17 protein-coding genes are annotated in these 20,190 nt (G+C 49.0%); 2 read left to right on the forward strand and 15 right to left on the reverse strand.

Translation table 11 applies throughout. The annotated features are described in order from the left end of the window. Nucleotides 1-686 (forward strand): DinB/UmuC family translesion DNA polymerase (locus L693_RS0122290; protein WP_025720105.1); only part of this gene is annotated, 686 nt, incomplete at its 5' end. Nucleotides 687-858: 172 nt separating this feature from the next. On the opposite strand, the gene L693_RS0122295 is transcribed toward L693_RS0122290, so the two are convergent. The 4 genes from L693_RS0122295 to L693_RS0122310 all read right to left on the reverse strand — a co-directional run bounded on the left by L693_RS0122295 (nt 859) and on the right by L693_RS0122310 (nt 6,012). Beyond that, complete coding sequence (locus L693_RS0122295; protein ID WP_025720107.1) at nt 859-1,146, reverse strand: stage VI sporulation protein F; 288 nt, start codon at nt 1,144-1,146, stop codon at nt 859-861. 111 nt (nt 1,147-1,257) lie between these two features. Next, a complete protein-coding gene (recG, locus tag L693_RS0122300; protein WP_025720108.1) occupies nt 1,258-3,306 on the reverse strand; it encodes an ATP-dependent DNA helicase RecG in 2,049 nt (682 codons plus the stop codon). Nucleotide 3,307: 1 nt separating this feature from the next. Further along, nucleotides 3,308-4,177, reverse strand: coding sequence for a DegV family protein (locus tag L693_RS0122305; protein ID WP_025720110.1), 870 nt, complete (start codon nt 4,175-4,177; stop codon nt 3,308-3,310). Between the two features lie 50 nt (nt 4,178-4,227). Continuing rightward, the gene (locus L693_RS0122310) at nt 4,228-6,012 is read right to left on the reverse strand and encodes a DAK2 domain-containing protein (protein WP_025720112.1); all 1,785 of its coding nucleotides are present in this window, start codon (nt 6,010-6,012) and stop codon (nt 4,228-4,230) included. Nucleotides 6,013-6,520: 508 nt separating this feature from the next. On the opposite strand from L693_RS0122310, the gene rpmB reads away from it, so the two are divergent. After that, entirely contained in the window at nt 6,521-6,709 is a 189-nt protein-coding gene (gene rpmB / locus L693_RS0122315; protein WP_007430992.1) for a 50S ribosomal protein L28, read from the forward strand. Nucleotides 6,710-6,932: 223 nt separating this feature from the next. Here rpmB and spoVM read toward each other — a convergent pair whose 3' ends face one another. From spoVM to coaBC, 11 genes are all read right to left on the reverse strand, one after another. After that, nucleotides 6,933-7,013, reverse strand: a complete 81-nt coding sequence (gene spoVM / locus L693_RS28410) for a stage V sporulation protein SpoVM (RefSeq protein ID WP_010345573.1) — start codon at nt 7,011-7,013, stop codon at nt 6,933-6,935. 226 nt (nt 7,014-7,239) lie between these two features. Next, nucleotides 7,240-7,905: a ribulose-phosphate 3-epimerase gene (gene rpe, locus L693_RS0122325; protein WP_025720114.1), complete on the reverse strand. Its 666-nt coding sequence runs from the start codon at nt 7,903-7,905 to the stop codon at nt 7,240-7,242. A gap of 4 nt (nt 7,906-7,909) precedes the next feature. Then, nucleotides 7,910-8,827 carry a ribosome small subunit-dependent GTPase A gene (gene rsgA / locus L693_RS0122330; protein WP_025720116.1) on the reverse strand — a complete coding sequence of 306 codons (918 nt, stop codon included), beginning with the start codon at nt 8,825-8,827 and terminating at the stop codon, nt 7,910-7,912. A 73-nt stretch (nt 8,828-8,900) separates the two neighbouring features. Beyond that, nucleotides 8,901-11,177 carry a Stk1 family PASTA domain-containing Ser/Thr kinase gene (pknB, locus tag L693_RS0122335; protein ID WP_025720118.1) on the reverse strand — a complete coding sequence of 759 codons (2,277 nt, stop codon included), beginning with the start codon at nt 11,175-11,177 and terminating at the stop codon, nt 8,901-8,903. Further along, on the reverse strand, nt 11,174-11,950 hold the full coding sequence (locus L693_RS0122340; protein WP_025720120.1) for a Stp1/IreP family PP2C-type Ser/Thr phosphatase: 777 nt from the start codon (nt 11,948-11,950) through the stop codon (nt 11,174-11,176). Before L693_RS0122340 ends, pknB begins: the two co-directional genes overlap by 4 nt. A gap of 6 nt (nt 11,951-11,956) precedes the next feature. Then, nucleotides 11,957-12,997 (reverse strand): 23S rRNA (adenine(2503)-C(2))-methyltransferase RlmN, encoded by a 1,041-nt coding sequence (gene rlmN, locus L693_RS0122345; RefSeq protein WP_025720122.1) that lies wholly within the window; start codon nt 12,995-12,997, stop codon nt 11,957-11,959. Nucleotides 12,998-13,182: 185 nt separating this feature from the next. Beyond that, nucleotides 13,183-14,598 (reverse strand): 16S rRNA (cytosine(967)-C(5))-methyltransferase RsmB, encoded by a 1,416-nt coding sequence (gene rsmB, locus L693_RS0122350; RefSeq protein ID WP_025720124.1) that lies wholly within the window; start codon nt 14,596-14,598, stop codon nt 13,183-13,185. Further along, nucleotides 14,595-15,584 carry a methionyl-tRNA formyltransferase gene (gene fmt, locus L693_RS0122355; protein WP_025720125.1) on the reverse strand — a complete coding sequence of 330 codons (990 nt, stop codon included), beginning with the start codon at nt 15,582-15,584 and terminating at the stop codon, nt 14,595-14,597. The genes rsmB and fmt overlap by 4 nt, the downstream gene beginning before the upstream one ends. A 6-nt stretch (nt 15,585-15,590) precedes the next feature. Continuing rightward, nucleotides 15,591-16,088: a peptide deformylase gene (gene def, locus L693_RS0122360; RefSeq protein WP_025720126.1), complete on the reverse strand. Its 498-nt coding sequence runs from the start codon at nt 16,086-16,088 to the stop codon at nt 15,591-15,593. A 131-nt stretch (nt 16,089-16,219) separates the two neighbouring features. Continuing rightward, a complete protein-coding gene (gene priA, locus L693_RS0122365; protein ID WP_025720128.1) occupies nt 16,220-18,841 on the reverse strand; it encodes a primosomal protein N' in 2,622 nt (873 codons plus the stop codon). Further along, on the reverse strand, nt 18,841-20,157 hold the full coding sequence (coaBC, locus tag L693_RS0122370; RefSeq protein WP_025720129.1) for a bifunctional phosphopantothenoylcysteine decarboxylase/phosphopantothenate--cysteine ligase CoaBC: 1,317 nt from the start codon (nt 20,155-20,157) through the stop codon (nt 18,841-18,843). The genes priA and coaBC overlap by 1 nt, the downstream gene beginning before the upstream one ends. Nucleotides 20,158-20,190 lie beyond the last annotated feature (33 nt).

The following is a 20,190-nucleotide window of genomic DNA, read 5'->3' on the forward strand; positions in this document are numbered from 1 at the left end:
CGCGTATGGAACGGCATTTGGCGAAGCTTGGGTTACACACTATTGGAGACATCGCACAAACTCCCTTACCCCGGCTTCAAAGCAAGTTCCTGTCTCATTTCGGCAAGCAGTCCAATATTCAGGCAGAAGTGCTTTGGCGAACCGCTAATGGAATCGATCACAGCCCCGTTAAGCCGGAAACATTTGATACCCCTCCAAAATCCATCGGTCACATGATGACCCTCCCCCGGGATTATATTCAGGCTGCCGAGGTGGAAACCATCCTGCTTGAGCTGACAGAGGAGGTATGCCGAGACTCGCGTCGTAAAGGATATATGGGCTCAGTTGTGACCGTTCACTGTATGTGCAGTCCGTACGACGCACCAACCGGATTCTCACGGCAGATGAAGCTACCCGATCCTACAAACCATACGCAAAAGGTGTACGAAACCGTAAAAAAAATCTTCTATACCCTTTGGAACCGTATGCCCGTGAAGCGCGCAGGCGTCACTTTAAGTGGCTTGGTGGATGATCAACTGTATCAGTTGGACTTTTTTGAAGACCAGGAGCGTTTGCGGGCTTTGGAAAAGGTAACCGATACTTTAAAGGATCGATACGGGCAGGCCATCATTATGCGCGCATCGTCGTTAACAAATGCCGGGCAGGCCATCGAGCGGTCTATTAAAATTGGCGGTCATTACAAATAAACAATTTCACGATAATACAGGCTATTGCCCGGGGAATGAAACAAGGACAAAGGACGCACCACAAATAGAGAAACCAGGTAAAAAAGGATCGCCTGACATCAGGCAATCCTTTTTCCATTTGTGCTTCATACAGAGCATGTGGAATGCTTAGAGTAGCCCTACCAATATGCAATCAACGGAACATTCCCCACAGCTTAATCAAATGAAATGTGTTAGACGGATCAATCTTTTGTGCCAGCACAAAGGCTGTCAATTGCTCCTCCTGCGCAGCCGTCAGCCGTTCGTTCAAAATTGCAGAAGTGGACTTCACAAGATGGCGTACCTTGGCCTTGTTTTGCAGATCCGCTTTGGTCACACCTTCGATCTGCTGCTTAACCCGGTCCTTGAGCACACGGTTTTTCATTTTAAGCTTAATTCTCTCCACCAATTGCGGGCTGATTCCATATTGCTGATAGCTCAATGTTGCCACACCTCCCATATCTTCGGTCATTCCCAAATATATGACGGCTGGCCTGTCCATTGTGCCTATATAAATTAAAGGGATTAAAACAACCTCATGATTCTTGCTGAATCAGTCGATGAGATCGCCTTGGAAAATCTGCTCTTTTTGCAAATAACCACGCAGTGCTTCATACTGTGGAGATGTCCAAAAGGACGAATCCTTGATCAGATCCGTTGCATCCTCACGCGCCTTTTCCAGCACCTCAAAATCCGCTACCATATCTGCTAAGCGAAATTCGGGTAGTCCACTCTGCTTGGTGCCAAAAAAGTCACCCGGCCCTCTCAAATCCAGATCGCGTCTGGCGACCTCAAAACCATCGTCCGTATCGGTCATCACCTTCATCCGCTCCTGACCAACCTCCGACTTGGGATCAGCAACCAATATACAATACGAGGCATGGGAGCCTCGTCCAACGCGCCCACGCAGCTGATGCAGCTGGGACAGTCCGAAGCGATCCGCATCCATAATGATCATGAGCGTCGCATTCGGCACGTCTACCCCTACCTCCACAACCGTTGTTGAAATGAGCAGCTGAATCTCATTCGCATAAAAAGAACGCATAACCTCTTCTTTTTCCGCAGGAGTCATTCGTCCATGCAGCAACCCGACGCGGTAATTCGGAAAAGCCTGCTGCATTTGAATATGTAAATCAATGGCGTTCTGCACATCCAGCTTATCCGACTCCTCAATTAACGGACAAATCAGATAAGCCTGCCGTCCCTGATCCACCTCGCGGGAAATAAATCCGAGCACCCGATCCATCAGATCATGCTTTACCCAATACGTAGAAATTGGAATACGTCCCTTTGGACGCTCTGATATCGTAGAAACATCCATATCACCAAAAGCAGTGATCGCCAGCGTACGCGGGATCGGGGTTGCCGTCATGGTCAGCACATCGGGATTATATCCCTTGCGACGCAATATACTGCGCTGGTTCACACCAAATCTATGCTGCTCATCCGTTACGACAAGCCCTAGCTGACGGAAATACACATCCTCCTGAATAAGGGCATGGGTGCCTACCACAATGTCCAGTAATCCCATCTGTAGGGAAGCAAGCAGCTCCTTACGTTTCTTTCCAGTTGTACTTCCTGTCAGTAGCCCAACACTAATTCCAAAGGGCTCAAACAGCTTGTAAAGCGACCGCATATGCTGCTCGGCCAAAATTTCGGTTGGCACCATCAGTGCCCCCTGAAAGCCGGAACGCACAGTAGCAAATAAACCTATGGCAGCAACAACCGTTTTCCCTGACCCGACATCTCCTTGAAGCAGGCGGTTCATACAATAGGGCGAGCGCAGATCATGCAGTATTTCCAGCTCGACCTTCTTCTGTGCATCCGTTAATTCAAAAGGCAAAGACCTCACAAATTCACGAACTGTAGCATTATCCACCGTATGCACAACCCCATCTGCTCGACCACGATTTAACGCCCGGAATGCCTGCATTTTCAGCTGAAATAAAAAAAGCTCCTCATACACCATCCGGCGGCGAGCCTCTTGCCCCTCGCGGTTGTCCTCAGGCTGGTGTATTCCTGTAATAGCCTTTTTACGAGGCATCATGCTGTATTTACGCACAAGCAGCTCCGGCAAAATTTCAGGAATCATTTCACCGAACTGCTGGAGCGTCTGATTCATGGTTTTCCGCATCCAGCTTTGCGTAATCTTGCCGCCTATAGAGTACACAGGCTGAAGTGTCCCCGAACGGGCCACTCCTTTATCGGGAAACTCGGAGTCCGAAACGGTCATTTGCATTCGTTTAAGATCCCATTTACCAGTCACCACAATTTCTCGGCCTGATGTCAGCTGATCCTTCAAAAAATGTCGATTAAACCATGTCGCGGTAAACATCCAATCCTCAGCCATCAATTTACAAGTCAACCTTGATTTGCGCCCGTATCGTTGAAGCACCGGAATGCCCATAATTTTGGCCTGTACCGTAATTTTATCTCCATCCTTCACTTCGCTTAGTGAGCGCAGGCGATAATCTTCATACCGAAACGGATAATATTCCAGCATGTCCTGCACGTTAGAAATGCCAAAAGCGTGAAGCTCTCCTTCTTTGAGAGCACTCACGCCGTGTATTTGTTTCAATGGTATTTGATCCAGTTGCAACATATTACCTCTCATCTCCGGCCGGCCATACAAAAATGCCAATCGTTCCTGGCCCTACATGGGCTCCAATCACAGCGCCAAGTTCAGTATATATTCGATCTCCCAGTTCAAAGTGTTCTGCCAGCTGCGCCTCGAACGCTTCTGCTGCCGAGCGATCTGCCGTATGACCCATAGCAATATTAATTTTTTGGCCTTTTAAATCCCGCTCCAGCAGTTCAATGATTCGTGCTGTCGCTTTTTTATGTCCTCTCGCCTTATCAACCGAATAAATAATACCTTCTTTGTCAAGCGAAAGAATCGGCTTAATGTTAAGCAACGTACCAACCATAGCCGCTGCCTTGCCAATACGTCCGCCTTTTTGCAAGTATTCCAGTGTATCCACCAGGAAATACAAACAACGACGCTCACTACGACGTTCCAAAGCCTGAACAATATCAGCCGGGGACTGCCCGGCAGCCGCCAGCTCTGCGGCATAGACCACAAGCATACCGTATCCGTATGAAGCTGATTTGGAATCCACTACGGTCACTCTATCTTCATGCTTCTCCAGCATGGATTTGCCCAGCAGAGCGGACTGATACGTTCCGCTCACGCCGGAGGACAAATGGATAGAAACAATCCGACTTTCAGGATGTTGTTCCAGCAGCGTCGTATAAGCCTCTAAAAAACGGGCTGGTGAAGGCTGTGATGTTGTAGGCAGTTCGTCAGCCTTCACCAGTTCGCTGTAAAACTGCGCCGCTGACATTTCAATACCATCCAGGTATGCCGTGCTGCCGAACATGACCGTAAGCGGTACAACGACTATACCGAGACGGTCTGCCAACTCCTGTGGAATATCAGCTGTGCTATCCGTCACAATGATCGTACTGCTCATCAGTCAGACCTCCTTTTGGGTGGTGGCTTCGATAGGCGATCTACAGCCCATCAGCTTTCCACCGAGAACAAATAAGGATAGATCGGCTGACCACCTTCATGAACTTCTACTTCAGCATCCGAATAATGCTCTTGAAGCCATGCTACGAGCTGATCTGTATCTTCTTGCTTCGCGTCCGAACCTGTAAGAATCGTAACAATTTCATCGCCACTCACCAGCATTTTCGTCAGCAACAGACGGGACGTTGCGATTAAGTGCTCCTCGGTCGCCACAATTTTGGAATCCTGAATGCCGATATAATGGCCCGCCATAATGTGCAAATCGTCAAGCGTCGTATCCCGCACCGCATGGGTCACCTGTCCGGATTTCACACGGCTGACCGCTTCTTGCATATTGTCTTGATTGGCCTCAAAGGCTTCTTCCTCCTGAAAAGCAAATGCTGCCGCAATCCCCTGAGGGATCGTTTTACTTGGAATAACCGACACCAAGCGTTCCATTTCCAGTAGTTCACGTGCTTGCTCTGCCGCCAGGATAATATTGGAATTATTCGGCAGAATAAAAATATGTTGAGCCGCAATCGAGCGTGCCGCGTTGACAAAATCCTCTGTACTCGGATTCATGGTTTGACCGCCAGAAAGTACCACATCGACGCCCAGGCTTTTGAAAATATCAGCAATTCCTTCACCAGAAGCCACAGCGATAAAACCAAAGGGGGCCAGTTCATGAGCCGGAAGCACTGATGGCTCCTCCTCACGTACAGGCTCTGCTGGTATTTCAGCAAACCACTCAGGCTCAGGAGCACCATCCATACCCGCAGACAACAAATCACGATGCTGCTCGCGCATATTCAGAATACGAATCTGCGTGATTTCTCCGTAACGCAGGGCCAGGTTCAGAACTTCACCCGGAGCCTTGGAATGCACATGAACCTTAATCACATCATCGTCTGAAATAACGATAATAGAATCACCATCTACTGATAATGCTTTCCGGAAGGCTTCCTCATCAAAGGCCGTACCTTGCGCTTCGCCCAATTTCCGATTGATGAAAAATTCCATATCATACAAAAATTCGATATTATCAGTTTCAAGCTTCGCTTGCGCAGAAATCGGCGCATCCGGGGAAGGCGCAACAACCGTAGCCGTAGGTCTCTCTGCTACTTGAGGAGCAAAAGCAGGGCGAGCCTTATCGCCTTTTGCAGCTGTAGCTGTCACCAGACCGCTTTCGAGATACTGCATAAATCCTTCATAAATATACACAAGTCCTTGTCCACCCGAGTCCACTACTCCCACTTGCTTCAGTACCGGGAGCATGTCCTGTGTCATGGCAAGTGTATCCTTCGCTTTAGCAAGCACTTCTTCCATTAGTTCCGTGATGTCGTTCGTCCGGCGCGAGAAAAACACAGCATGTTTGGCTGCTTCTTTCGCCACGGTAAGAATTGTACCCTCCACCGGCTTAACCACCGCCTTGTAGGCCGCATCCACCCCGCTCTGCAATGCCGATGCGAACTGAAGGGTATTCAATTCCTCGTATGGGGCAGCGTAACGGCTGAAGCCACGAAACAACTGGGACAGGATAACCCCTGAATTGCCGCGGGCTCCCATCAGCAAACCTTTGGATAATATGCCGGACATGACACCAATAGAGGAAGAATTCCCCCTCTTTAATTCCGTTACGCCCGCGCTCATCGTCAAATTCATATTGGTACCTGTGTCACCGTCCGGTACTGGAAATACATTTAGTGAATTGACGTGTTCCGCATGCTGCTGTAATTGTTCCGCCCCGGCTAAAACCATTGCGGTAAAATCTGTTCCATTCAAAGAACGATTACTCAAGAGAATTCCCCTTCCTAGCTTAATACACTTGTTTTACAATCAACCTTACACACCCTTGTTAAAAGGTTCAATTGAATTATACTAAAGCCAGACGACGAATACGAATGTCATACTTTCGTGAGCTTATCGTACGCATGGTCCGGGTCGTCCTTCCACAGGTCATATATATGAAAAACCAGTCAACCGCCCAACAATAAACCATCGGCAGGAATGATAACTATGGTTATGGTTTCCTCCTCTGATCTGTCCGGCATGACTGGAGTAACAATTTACATTGCAATATATACAAGAATAATCGGAGCAATAACTATCCCATATTGTACTATAATGCGAAAGAGAAATAAATAAAGTTTTTGAAGCAGTTGACGGAGCTTTTTTGACTATGATATTATATAAAAGTATTGTTTTGTTCAGGTTAGTGACTTACAAAGTCCGGCTGACCCAGTCGGCCTGAAGAGCGACCTGTTCCATACGGAACTTGGTTATTTTCAGAATAGGAGGTGGAATCATGTCTCGTAAATGTTCTGTAACAGGCAAAAAGCCTAGCAGCGGTAACCACGTATCTCACGCTAACAACCGTAATCGCCGTACTTGGGGCGTCAACGTACAAAAAGTTCGCATTCTCGTTAACGGTAAACCGAAACGTGTTTATGTCAGCACTCGTGCATTGAAAGCCGGTAAAGTGACTCGTGTGTAGTCGTAAAAAAATAATGTTATAAACAAAAGGCACCTCGTTTTAAACGGGTGCTTTTTTGATTATTCGAAATGTAGTATCCAACTGTTCCAGGAGGACAAAATGTCAGGCACCTTCCCGCGCGTTTCTGCCGTTATTTCCGAGCTGCCGAGCCGTTGTGCCCGGGAAGCATGCCCTGTGTACCTCTGGTTTTCATTCTGCAACCTGTGTTTACCTTACGTGAAATTCAGTTTTTCTGGAATGTATTCAAAATGGCTTTGACGAATCCACCCAGAAATTTTGGCAGCTTGATCGTATAAAACTTCATGCTTCACCCTCCCCATCATCCTCCTGCATCCGTTCTCTGTAGTTTATGCAACCTATCAAAGGTTGTTGCCCCACAAGACACAAAAAATGGTTACATGAGAATCCCGCTCATGTAACCATATTTATGCACAACCACCCCAGGCTATACCATCAGACAAGTCCGCGAACATACAGATATGCCGTCACCATGCTCGCTACGGTCATCCATAACGGCTCAGTTAGCTTCATTAGGACAAACGAGCCGCACTGTCTCGAATAGACGCAATAGCTGCTCCACGGTCTGCTCTGCCGAACACCGCACTGCCTGCCACCAGAACATCAGCCCCGGCTTCAAATACAACTGGTGCCGTCTCCTCCGCAATACCTCCGTCTACCTCGATATGTACATCTGGACGTCCCATTTCCTTCAGCCAAGCGCGGATCTGTCTGATTTTATCCACCGTCTCCGGAATGAAGGATTGACCTCCAAAACCAGGATTGACGGTCATGACTAGAACCATATCCACGTTGGGCAGTACTTCCTTGATCGCATATGGTGAAGTACCTGGATTGAGAGCTACTCCTGCCAGCGCACCTTGCTGTTTTATCATATGAATGACTCCATGCAAATGAACACAGGCCTCAGCGTGAACAGTGACAATATTGGCCCCTGCCTTTACAAAATCAGCAATATAACGTTCAGGATGCTCAATCATCAGGTGAACATCCAGAGGAAGAGTCGTATGCGGACGAATAGCCTGCACGATAGGCGGGCCCAGTGTAATGTTGGATACAAAATGCCCATCCATTACATCCACATGAATCCAATCTGCTCCCATTGCCTCGGCTTCCGCAACTTCACTGCCCAAACGGGCGAAATCAGCGGATAAAATCGACGGTGCTATTTTTAACATATGCTCAATACCTCCGCTTTTTATCTTTTAGTTCCTGGTAAAATTGTAAGTAACTATCATACCGCCCTTGCGATATATCTCCATCTTCCACAGCCGCTCTTACTTTACAGCCGGGCTCGTGAATATGGGTGCAGCCACGAAATTTACAACCCTCTGCATACTGCTGGAATTCACGAAAACAGGGAGATAACTCATCCACACCCAACTCCAAAAAATCCAGTTGGCTAAAACCCGGTGTATCAGCTACAAAGCCGCCATTGTCCAGAGGGATCAGCTCCACATGGCGAGTTGTATGTTTTCCTCGCCCAAGCTTATTGCTAATAGCACTCGTCCCCAGCGTTAGCCCCGGCTGCAACGCATTAAGCATGGAGGACTTCCCTACACCTGACTGCCCGGAGAACACGCTAATTTGACCAGCCAGCAGCTTCTTAAGCTCAGCCGTACCTTCCCCGGTACGGGCGCTGGTGACCAGCACCTCATAACCGATCTTTCGATATATTTCCTGAACAGCCAGAACCGTATCATCCTCCGAAGGACTGCCTTCATACAAATCGCGCTTGGTCAGGCAGATAATTGTATCCAGTCCGGCGTGCTCAATATGCACCAAAAATTTATCCAACAGCGGCAGATTCAAGTCCGGCTCACGCAGGGAAAACAACAGCACGGCAAGCGTGGTATTAGCCACCGGAGGGCGAATAAGCTCCGTCACACGCTTTCTAACTTCTGTGACCATACCTTCCCCGTTCTCAGTCAGTTCGTAAACAACCTGATCGCCGACAAGAGGCGTAATCTCTTTTTTCTTAAAAATGCCGCGTGCTCTGCATTGTACTGTAGCTTCGCCGGATACCGGCCGCCCATCCTGGTCCAGGCTGGAGACATAATAATATCCGCTGAGTGCCTTGACGATCAGACCTTCAGGCATGTGTAAGACGTCCTCCTTCATAATGCTTAAGTTTCATTGCTTGTAACAGGGCAAGCGCCTTCCTCCGGCAAGTTTACTGATGCTGCACAGCCTCAATTACTACCTCTTTCTTTTTATGGGAACCTTTTTTCTTATCCGAGCTGTTATTAAGGCTAACCGCCAACTTACTGCCGGTTACTCCGGTAGATCCTGTTCCAGGAGCAAAGGCAGAAGGCTCTCCATTTTCCCCTGTACCATCGGGATTGTTGGGATCGCCTCCGTTATCATTAGAAGATTCTCCGTTATTCCCTTCCCCACCACTTCCACTGCCATCCTGCGAAGAATTGCCACCAGAAGTATCCGTTGGTGTCGTTCCGGCAGGGGGAGCAATTTGAGGCATCGTGACCGTTCCATTTTTCGCATCAATATAAGAAACAGGATACGTATCGACAAAGGCACCGTCTCTAAATACAGAGACAACACTATCCTTGTTTGGAGCCATTAGCAAATTAATAGTGAATACCTGTGTCGTATTAATCGTACGGCTTCCCCACTCCTGATTTTCTCCACGCGCATCCGTATAAGTGATACGAATTTTGCTATTTTTGCCCTCTTCCTTCGGTGCAACAGGCACATTGAATGGCAGCATAATCGCTTCTGGCGGGTAACCAGTGCTTACATAAATCGTAATTTCCGTATTTGGAGGCAAATCACTGCCTGCCTCTGACGGCCATTGTTTGGTTACTTTACCTTTTTCCTGCTCATAGCTATATTCCTCTTTGATCGAGCCAACCTTCAGCCCTTTCTTTTTAACCTCATTTTCAGCTTCGTTCTGCGTCATCCCCACCAAATTTGGCATTTTCACCGTATTCGCACCTTTGCTGACCGTAAGGACTACTTGAACCGAATCCTTATCAAAAGGCTCATTTGCAGCTGGCGTCTGACTGAGGACGGTTCCTGCGGCCTGATCACTGAACTGCTCATTTTGCTGAATCTGCGTCTCTTTAATTTGCTGGGCGGTCAGCAGCTTAACTGCATTCTCATAGCTTTGACCCTTAACATCCGGCATTGGAGTAAGCGGCTTGGCGATTCCGACTTTCAGTTCAATAATCGTCCCTTTTTTGACCACCGTTTTCTCTGGATAGCTCTGATAAAATACAACTCCTGGCGCAACCCCTTCCTTATACTCATGCTGAATCGGGGTCTGAATGGACAATCCTGCCTGACTAATCAGTAGTTTGGCCTGATCCTCTGTCTTGGTCACTACATTTGGCACTTCAACATCAGGTACGACCAGCATACTTTGCACATAGTACACCACACCACCCATGCAAAGCAGCAGCAAGAGCACGATCGATATCCACAGGATTGCCTTCTTCTTTCCTTTTTTGGATGATTGCTTGCTTGGAAGCCGTTCGGATTCACGAGGTTGAACAGGCACATCGTCCCCACTGGAAGACATCCCCATTTGTTGAGGCTTGATCGCCGGAATAACCCGTGTTTGATCCTCATCATCCAAATGTGCAAACTCCAGCTTGGATTCATTGCGACGTCCCGGCAGTAGGCAGGTCTCCAAATCTCGTAGCATTTCGTCTGCCGACTGATAGCGTTCCTCCGGATTTTTGCGCATAGATTTTAGGATGACATTTTCCACGCTTTGCGGAATCAGCGGATTAATTTTGCGCGGTTCCTCAAATTCCTCTTGCAAATGCTTGAGCGCTACACTGATTGGGCTTTCTCCCAGAAAAGGAAGCTGCGCCGTCAGCATTTGATATAACACAATACCTAAAGAATATAAGTCCGATTTCTCGCCAGTGACGACACCTTTTGCATGCTCAGGTGAAAAATAGTGAACAGAACCGACAACAGAACCCGTCTGAGTTATGGTCGTTGACGTAACAGCTCTGGCAATCCCGAAATCGGTTACCTTAACCCGCCCATTACGTCCAATCAATATATTATGGGGCTTGATGTCCCGGTGAATAATCTGATTTTGGTGCGCGTGCTCCAGCGCATCACAAATCTGGGAAGCGATCCGCACGGCTTCATCTACCTGCAACGGCGCACGTTCTTTAATAATCTCATTTAAATTTTTACCTTCGACGTACTCCATGACAATATAATGGATTTCATCCTCTTGGCCGACATCATAAATACTGACCACATTCGAATGGGACAGCGAGGCCGCAGACTGTGCCTCACGCCGGAAACGGCGAATAAATTCCTCATCATGAACAAATTGCTGACGCAGCACTTTAACCGCTACATTGCGATTCAGCAAAATGTCTTGAGCCTTATACACCAGCGCCATACCACCGCCACCGATGCGCTCTATAATTTCGTATCTTCCCCCTAGCAGGTGCCCGATCATGCGTCACACCCCTTTTCACTCAATGAAACCGTATCGTCGGGCAATTCAAACAAAGCTACCGTAATATTATCGTCTCCTCCGGCAAGCAACGCCAAATGTAGCAGACGATCCGCCCGTTCCTCCAAAGGATTGTCTGCGGCACCTACTACCTTGCTGATTTGTTCATCCGTCACCAGATTGCTTAGTCCGTCACTGCACAGCAACAGCACATCACCTTTGCCCAGCGTAATAGAGTCAATATCGACTTTCACCTCGGCATCAGTGCCCAGCGCACGTGTCAGCACATTGCGACGGGGATGGTTCTCCCGCTCTTCCTTGCTGATCTGACCGTTTTTGAATAGCTCATTAACCAGAGTATGGTCTTCTGTAAGCTGACGTACCGTCCCTTTGGATATCACATAGGCCCGGCTGTCCCCGATATGTCCGATAATTCCGGAAGCATCGTTTAGTAAAACAGCCACCACTGTCGTTCCCATATTATGATACTTCTCATCGCGTGCAGCTGTCTGGAAGATAACTTCATTCGCATGCAAAATAGCGTCGCTGAGCGCCGCGGTCAAAGAATGTGCAGATAATCCGCTCTCCAGTGTCGCCAAATCAGCGGCAAGTGTCTCAACCGCGAGGCGGCTGGCCGTATCACCGGCCAAGTGCCCCCCCATCCCATCAGCAACAATACCAAGAATATACCCTTGCTCCAAATGCCTGATCCAGGCAGAATCCTCATTCACCGAACGTACACGCCCGACATGGCTGACATGAACTGTTTTGATCAAATGGTTTCACCCCAACTCCATATGCTTTGCACGCAACTGACCACAGGCAGCGGCGATATCGTGACCCTGTTCACGCCGGATCGTCACATTGATGCCTTTATCGGCAAGAATACGCTGAAAATTGAAAATATCACTGCGGGATGTGCGTACATACTTACGCTCAGGTACATGGTTGACCGGAATCAAATTGACGTGGCACAACATGTCCTTCAACACATCCGCCAGCTCTTCTGCATGCTCTGCCTGGTCGTTTACTCCACCAATCAGGGCATATTCAAACGAAATTCTCCGTCCTGTTTTGGCAAGATAGTAACGAAGCGCGTCCATAACATCGTTAAAAGGATAGCGACGATTAACAGGCATCAGCTTTGAACGAAGCGCATCATTAGGGGCATGGATGGAAATTGCCAGATTAATCTGGGTATCCTCGTCTGCAAATTTATAAATATTCGGTACAATACCACTGGTCGATACCGTGATATGGCGTTGACCAATATTCAGACCCTTTTCATGAATCATTGTGCGCAAAAACGTCATGGTCGCTTCATAGTTTTCAAAAGGCTCGCCCGAGCCCATAATCACGATGCTGCTCACTCGTTCATTTGTTTTATCCAAAATTTTCTGTGCTTGCACAACCTGTGCTGTAATTTCACCGGCCGTCAGGTTCCGTTTGAGGCCCCCTAGCGTCGAAGCACAAAAAGTACATCCAATCCGACAGCCCACCTGAGTCGTTACACAAATACTGTTTCCGTAGTTGTGTCTCATAATAACCGTCTCAATGGCATGATCATCGTGCAAACCGAACAGGAATTTCACCGTACCGTCCTTCGATTCCAGCTTTGTAATTTCATGTAGTGTCACAAAACTGAATTGCTCTGCAAGCTTATCTCTCAATCCCTTGGACAAATTCGTCATCTCACTGAAATCATTGACCCGCTTCACATACAGCCAGTCAAAAATTTGTCCTCCACGAAAAGCGGGCTCGCCATTATTCTTGGCCCAGTCCTGGAGCTCCTCCAGAGTTAAATCATATATAAAAGGTTTCATCAATGTTTGCACCCGTTCCTTCTTCATTAAGTTCTGTTTGCTCTTAGACAGTGTTTTCATTCTTCCTATTTTAGCACAAATCCCTGAGGGAATAAAAATTTTTCATCATCATGCAAAAAACCGCCGGAAAGGTCCGGCGGAATGTGGAAATACTGGTGGGCGAATGCCTGGAATACTCTTCCGAACTATTTTATCCGGCGCAGACGCGCGATATAAAATCCATCACTGTGGAAATGCTGTGGCAACAGCTGCAACGAACCACGTTGAGCATCCTTCGCATCGTGACTCACGTCCGGGAAAGAATGTCCTTCAGCCCATTCATATTCGGGGTGCTCGCTTAAAAACCGGGTCAATTGTCCTTCGTTTTCGTCAGGCTCAATCGTACATGTGCTGTAAACCAGAATACCGCCCGGCTTCAAGAGTCCAGCTACACTGTCCAGCAGCTCATGCTGAAGCTGTGTAATGTCGCGCACATCCTGCTCCGTTTTACTCCAGCGCAAATCCGGCTTACGGCGAATGACTCCAAAACCGGAGCATGGCGCATCAAGCAAAATACGGTCAAAAGAAGCCGGAGCATAACGTTCTTTCAGTTCCAGCGCATCGCCGGTGACCGTCTCCACGGCCTCCAGCCCCAGCCGATCAGCCTGTTCCTGAATTAAATGATGCTTATGGGCATGCAGATCGTTCGCGATAATCCGGCCTTGGTCCTTCATCAGCTCAGCCATATGAGCTGTTTTGCCGCCTGGAGCGGCACAGCAATCCAGTACCAGCATGCCAGGCTCAGGTTCGACTGCTTCGGCAACGAGCATGGAGCTTTCATCCTGAACGGACAACAAACCATCCGTATACCAGGAGGTAAGCGCCATGTTGCCACCACTGCGAACGACAATCCCGTAAGGGCTAACTGCCGAAGGAACGGCATCCATCCCTTTTGCCAGCATCTCGTCCAATAACCGATCACGGCTGATCATTGTTGTGTTTACCCGTACGCTGACCGCAGGAGGCTCATTATTAGCCTGACAGATAGCTTCTGCTATATCTACACCATATTGCTTAATCCAGCGCTTAACCAGCCATTGTGGATGGGAATGTTCTAACGAAATCCGCTCCTCAGCTGGCAATCCCTCAGGAATGTGCAGCTTGTCCGGCTCACGCAGCATGCTGCGCAGCACACCATTGACCATCCCCGAAATTCCCTGATGCCCGCGCCGTTTGGCAATGGTCACAGCTTCACTAACGACAGCATGATCCGGGATACGATCCAGGTACACCATCTGGTACACACTCATCCGCAGTAGTGAACGTACCCAAGCCTGAAGCTTGGCCGTTCCTTTTTGAACAAATTTGTTCAAATAATAATCCAATGTATTACGGCGTGCGACTGTACCGTACACAAGTTCTGTCGCCAAGCCGGCATCACTTGCAGACAAGTCTGCTTGCTGAAGCCGACGATTTAATTCGAGGTTGCTATATGCGCCCTCTTGCTCAACCCCGGTCAACACATCAAGTGCAACCTCCCGCGCCGTTTGTTTGCGAGTCCTGCCAGCTCTGGCAGCAGCTTCCTTGCCTTGATCTCCCTGACGGGAGTGTCGCCCGCTCACACGAGCACCGTGCCTGGCTTCATTTGTCCGCCGCGTGCAAAATTCCCGGCTTCCATAACCTTCTTGCCAGCCGGCTGAACCTGTGTCAGCCAGATCGTACCGCTGCCTGTCTGTACTTCAATGCCTCGGGCATTCAATTGAAGAACCGTTCCGGGCGCTGGTGTATTGGAGCCATCCGCTTCATTACCTATCGAAGCCCCTTTAGTGGAAGCCCCTTCAGTGGAAGGCTGCTCAGCAGCCCACACTTTAAAAACATTTTCTTCCCACAGCGTAAATGCGCCGGAAAAGGGAACAAGCCCGCGAATCCGGTTGTATATTTGCTGTGCACTGTCACCCCACGGAATACGCTCATCGTCGCGATTCAGGTTTGGGGCATAGGTAGCCTCTTCCTCGTTTTGCGGTGTGCGCTCCGATTGTCCTGCCAGCAGCTTCGGCAGCTCGCCCTGTAAAAGCTTCGCTCCGGCCACGCTTAGCTTCTCGAAGATCGTACCGGACGTATCCTCCGGCTCAATAGCTACCTCAACCCGTGATATCATATCGCCGGTATCCAGTCCTTCTGCCATATACATCAGTGTCACGCCCGTAACGGTTTCACCGTTAATGATTGCACGCTGAATCGGCGCTCCTCCCCGATAACGGGGAAGCAGCGAACCATGCACGTTCAGGCAGCCGAAACGGGGCAGGTCCAATACGGACTTAGGCAAAATTTGCCCATAAGCTGCGGTTACGATCAGATCCGGACGCAGCTCCGCCACCTGAGCCACCGCTTCCGGCTGACGCAGGCGGGTCGGTTGAAGCACGGGTAATCCGCGCTTCTCCGCCGCTTCCTTGACTGGTGTAGGCATCAATATTTTTTTGCGTCCCTGCGGCTTATCTGGCTGGGTAATCACACCGACCACATTGTAGCCGTTGTCCAGCAGCATGTTCAGCGAAGGCACAGCAAACTCCGGTGTCCCCATAAAGATAATACGAATATCTTGACTCATCGAACCTCACTCCCCTGCCTGATGGTTCGGTCCTGGCTGTTCCAGAGCAACCTCATATACTTTTTCTGCAATATCCGTGAACAAAACTCCATTCAAATGATCGATTTCATGCTGAAAAGCACGAGAAAGCAATCCTGTGGCTGTAACGGTAATGGCCTTGCCCTCACGGTCCAGTCCCTTGACTGTAACCTTCTCGGCACGACGCACATCCCCGTTCAGACCTGGAATACTCAGGCAACCTTCAGGACCCAATTGCTCTCCTTCCTCTGCCACGATTTCTGGGTTGATCATTTTAATCAAGCCATGCTCATCTCCGGCATCCACGACGATCAGACGCTTCAAAATGCCTACTTGCGGAGCAGCAAGACCTACTCCCTCCGCTTCATACATTGTATCTGCCATATCGTCGAGCAGCTTCTGCACGTTAGGCGTAACTTTAGTAACCTCCTTGGCTACTTTGTGCAGTACATCATCCGGCTCCAGCACTATAATTCTAATTGACATAACAACAGAACACCTTCCTCTTTATCCTTCATTTAGACTTAATTGTATGATCACAAACGCGACTGCTATATTATCCTATGTACGGACCCCTTGTCCGCATTAATTGTACCGATAAGTTTTGCGCAGGCGCTCTACATTAGCATTTGCGGATCGACATCCAGACTAATCAGCAGCTTTTGGGCCTGTGCGGATTCCGCCATTTCATCAGCTACCTGCTGAGCCAGACCAATCGCATCGATATTTCCCCGCCATTTTATCATACATTGAAATCGGTATCTATTCTTGATTCTCGAGATCGGTGAAGCTACAGGCCCTAAAATGTCAAGTACATCCGATGTCAGCCGATCCATATTCCCGAACCAGCCCCGTTGTCTCGCTCGCCCCTGCAGGGTTGCTGAATAGTTCTCAGCCAGCCGGACCAGTACCGGAAGCTGTTCATGGGAAAAGGTTACCAAAATAAGGCGACAATACGGTGGATAGTGCAAATTGCGGCGATGTTTCAATTCTTCCCTGACAAAAGAAGCATAATCGTGACGACTTGCGTGAATCACTGAATAATGCTCTGGAGTATAGGATTGTACGAATACTTCACCTGGCAATTGATGCCTTCCAGCACGTCCAGCTACCTGTGTTAACAACTGGAATGTCTTTTCTGCAGCCCGAAAATCCGGTAAATTAAGAGCCGAGTCCGCAGTGATAACCCCAACCAGCGTCACATCAGGAAAATCCAGTCCTTTGGCTACCATTTGGGTACCAAGCAGCACATCGGCTTTTTTATCACGAAACTGCTTAAGCAGCTTTTCATGGGCGTTTTTTTCTGTTGTTGTATCCACATCCATTCGGACAACACGTATACCGGGAAACAGCTTTGCCAGCTCTTCTTCCACTCGCTGAGTCCCTGTGCCGAAGTAGCGAATATGCTCACTGCCACATTCCGGACAAAGCTGCGGGACAGGCTCAGAATAACCACAGTAATGGCAACGCAAATTGTTCGACCGCTGGTGATACGTAAGCGAAATGTCGCAATGCGGACAGCCTGCTACATAGCCGCAGCTGCGGCACATAACGAATGTGGAATGCCCGCGCCGATTCAGCAGCAATACCGTCTGTTCCTTACGCTCCAACCGCTCTGCGATTCCTTGATGCAGCGCGCGGCTGAACATGGAGCGGTTGCCAGCACGCAGTTCCTCGCGCATATCCATGATATGCACTTCAGGCAGCGCGTTCCCCAATGCGCGGGTTGGCATTTCAAGCAGTAGCGGCGCAAATTCGTCATTGCTTTGTGAACGAGCGGCATAGTAGCTTTCCAGGGACGGTGTAGCCGATCCCAGGATGACGACAGCTCCATGCTGATGAGCTCTGTGAATAGCTACATCCCGCGCATGGTATTTGGGTGTCTCTTCCTGTTTATAGGACGTTTCGTGCTCCTCGTCCATGATAATGAGTCCAAGATCACGAAAAGGCGCAAATACTGCCGAGCGGGCGCCAATCGCCACCTTGACACGACCTTCGCGTATCTTGCGCCACTCATCGTAACGCTCCCCACCGGACAGCCTGCTGTGCATTACTGCCACCTGATCACCAAACCGCCCCTTGAAGCGCTCTACCATTTGTGGTGTTAACGATATTTCGGGTACGAGTACAATCGCCTGACGATTCTGATGGATACAGCGCTGAATTGTCTGTAAATAGACTTCCGTCTTACCGCTCCCTGTAACTCCATGCAATAAATATGCGCCTTGCTCACGCATGTCCAGCTGGCGAATAATTCGTTCATACACCGACTGCTGCTCTGCTATGAGGGGCAACGGCTTTGTAGGCTTAAAATGTCTGCCCCGATACGGGTCGCGGAACACTTCCACATCCTCCAGGATCACATAGCCCTTATCCTCCAGCGCCTTGACCGTTGCAGCCGATACACTCAGTGAGGTCAGGACTTCCTTCAGCGGCAGAGGCAGAAACTCGCTACGTTCCAGCAAAAAAGCAAGTACCTCCCGCTGACGCTGCGCTTTGGCAGAAAATTGCTCCAATGCTGCTGAAGCCTTGTCTATACTAATAGCCAGGTCAACGGCTTTCATGGTCTTTTTACTGAGCTTGTCTTTAATAACCTGACTTTCCTGAAGCACTCCCCGGCGTAAAAGTCCTTTAATAACCTCCGCCTCCTCGGGAAAACGGCGACTGAGCTGCTGCAAAGGGACTTGCTCCTTCTCCTGAATAAAGCTGACAATCCGACGCTCCGTCGGATCGCTCATACCATCATCGGTCAGAAGAGCCCATTCGAGCTCCTCGTCCTGATCTGGCTGCACGCTACGCTGTAAATGCGTATTGGAATCTGGGTCCTGCATAGCATGAACAGGCGAGGCATTGGCATATGCATGCTGTTCAGCAATAGAAATGTAGCGCTCCGCTTTACCCTTTAACGCGGTAGGGATCATCACTTGTAGGGCCATGATTTGATTGCAGGCATAACGTTCACTCATCCATTTTCCCAGTTCTACCAGATCGGGAGATAATGGCGGTACCAAATCCAGCAACTCCTGAATCGCTCTCATCCGGTATTTAGGAGGCTCCTCGGCAGGGACTACCGAAATAACAAAAGCCTGCACCGTTCGTTTGCCGAACGGCACAGCTACCCGGCTACCCGGCTCAATCCAAGGTCTCATTGAATCCGGTATGAGATAATCGAAGGTACGATCCGTATCCTTGGCAGGTACATCGACAATGACCTTGGCAACTAAATTGCCTGTCTCCATTAATGCAACACCCCACCCATACGTCCCGCAGCTAACGTAAGCAACTTACGCGCGACTTCTTCCTTTGACTGTACAGGAATGCGCTCTACCATCCCGCTACGGTCATAAATTTGCACAGCATTATGATCAGCGCCAAAGCCGGCACCCTCCACAGTTACATCGTTTGCCGCGATCAGATCACAATTTTTACGTTCCAGCTTATCTATCGCATACGTCTCCAAATTTTCGGTTTCTGCTGCAAACCCAACTAAAAATTGATGCTTTTTGCTTCGTCCGAGTGATTCCAGAATATCGACGTTCTTCACTAATTCCAGAGTTATATTGCTCTCTTTCTTCTTAATCTTGGTCTGCGCCACCTCACGTGGTCGATAATCTGCAACTGCAGCAGCCATCACGACCATATCACACGCTTCCCATTGTCTTAGCACAGCATCATACATGTCTTCAGCGGACTGAACTCTTTCAAGCAAAATCCCTGAAGGCGGCTCTGCGCTGGTATTCGCAGCGATCAGATGTACCTCTGCACCCATCTCCTGAGCTACTTTTGCAATGGCAAAGCCCATCTTGCCGGAGGAATCGTTCGTAATATAACGCACCGGATCAATTCTCTCGATCGTGCCTCCAGCAGTCACAATGATTTTTCTGCCTGAAAGCAGCTTTTCATTCTCATTGCTCTTCTCGTTCACAAGCGACTCGGGCGCTTGACTTTCCGTAGATTCACCACCAAACCATCGTGGCTCAGACTTGCTTTGGCCTTTATTATCCTGCCCCTGCTGTTCAAAAAAGCGCTCTATGGTTTGCACGATCGTTTCCGGCTCTTCCAAGCGCCCTTTGCCAACATAACCACAAGCCAGTAATCCTTCACCAGGCTCAATCATCTTCACGCCGCGTGATACGAGCGTCTCCATGTTTTGCATGACTGCCGGGTGAGTGTACATATGCACATTCATCGCAGGTGCCACCATAATGGGCGCTGTCGTAGCCAGCAGTGTAGTAGACAGCATATCATCAGCAAGCCCATGTGCCATTTTCCCGATGATATTGGCGGTTGCCGGAGCAACCAGCACCAAATCGGCCGCATCCGCCAGATGGATATGGGATACAACGGACGGTTCTCTTTCATCAAACGTATCACTGTATACCGGATTACGAGAGAGCGACTGCAACGTAAGTTCGGTAATAAACTCTTTTGCGGAAGCTGTCATAATCACATGAACGTCGGCTCCCTTTTGCGTCAACTTACTGCACAGCGCAGCCCCTTTATAAGCGGCAATTCCGCCGGTAATACCAAGAATAATGACTTTCCCCTTCAACATCGTTAACTCCCCCTGACCGAAAAAAATAACAAC

It is taken from the genome of Paenibacillus sp. 1-18, from assembly GCF_000520755.1.
Lineage (GTDB): Bacteria > Bacillota > Bacilli > Paenibacillales > Paenibacillaceae > Paenibacillus > Paenibacillus brasilensis.

What these genes read in the sequence shown, in the direction of transcription:
- fmt (WP_025720125.1), bottom strand. Translation starts at nt 15,584, where the DNA reads ATGAGTCAAGATATTCGTATTATCTTTATGGGGACACCGGAGTTTGCT.
- spoVM (WP_010345573.1), bottom strand. Translation starts at nt 7,013, where the DNA reads ATGAAGTTTTATACGATCAAGCTGCCAAAATTTCTGGGTGGATTCGTC.
- recG (WP_025720108.1), bottom strand. Translation starts at nt 3,306, where the DNA reads ATGTTGCAACTGGATCAAATACCATTGAAACAAATACACGGCGTGAGT.
- priA (WP_025720128.1), bottom strand. Translation starts at nt 18,841, where the DNA reads ATGGAGACAGGCAATTTAGTTGCCAAGGTCATTGTCGATGTACCTGCC.
- coaBC (WP_025720129.1), bottom strand. Translation starts at nt 20,157, where the DNA reads ATGTTGAAGGGGAAAGTCATTATTCTTGGTATTACCGGCGGAATTGCC.
- rsgA (WP_025720116.1), bottom strand. Translation starts at nt 8,827, where the DNA reads ATGCCTGAAGGTCTGATCGTCAAGGCACTCAGCGGATATTATTATGTC.
- rlmN (WP_025720122.1), bottom strand. Translation starts at nt 12,997, where the DNA reads ATGAAACCTTTTATATATGATTTAACTCTGGAGGAGCTCCAGGACTGG.
- def (WP_025720126.1), bottom strand. Translation starts at nt 16,088, where the DNA reads ATGTCAATTAGAATTATAGTGCTGGAGCCGGATGATGTACTGCACAAA.
- L693_RS0122305 (WP_025720110.1), bottom strand. Translation starts at nt 4,177, where the DNA reads ATGAGCAGTACGATCATTGTGACGGATAGCACAGCTGATATTCCACAG.
- pknB (WP_025720118.1), bottom strand. Translation starts at nt 11,177, where the DNA reads ATGATCGGGCACCTGCTAGGGGGAAGATACGAAATTATAGAGCGCATC.
- rpe (WP_025720114.1), bottom strand. Translation starts at nt 7,905, where the DNA reads ATGTTAAAAATAGCACCGTCGATTTTATCCGCTGATTTCGCCCGTTTG.
- rpmB (WP_007430992.1), top strand. Translation starts at nt 6,521, where the DNA reads ATGTCTCGTAAATGTTCTGTAACAGGCAAAAAGCCTAGCAGCGGTAAC.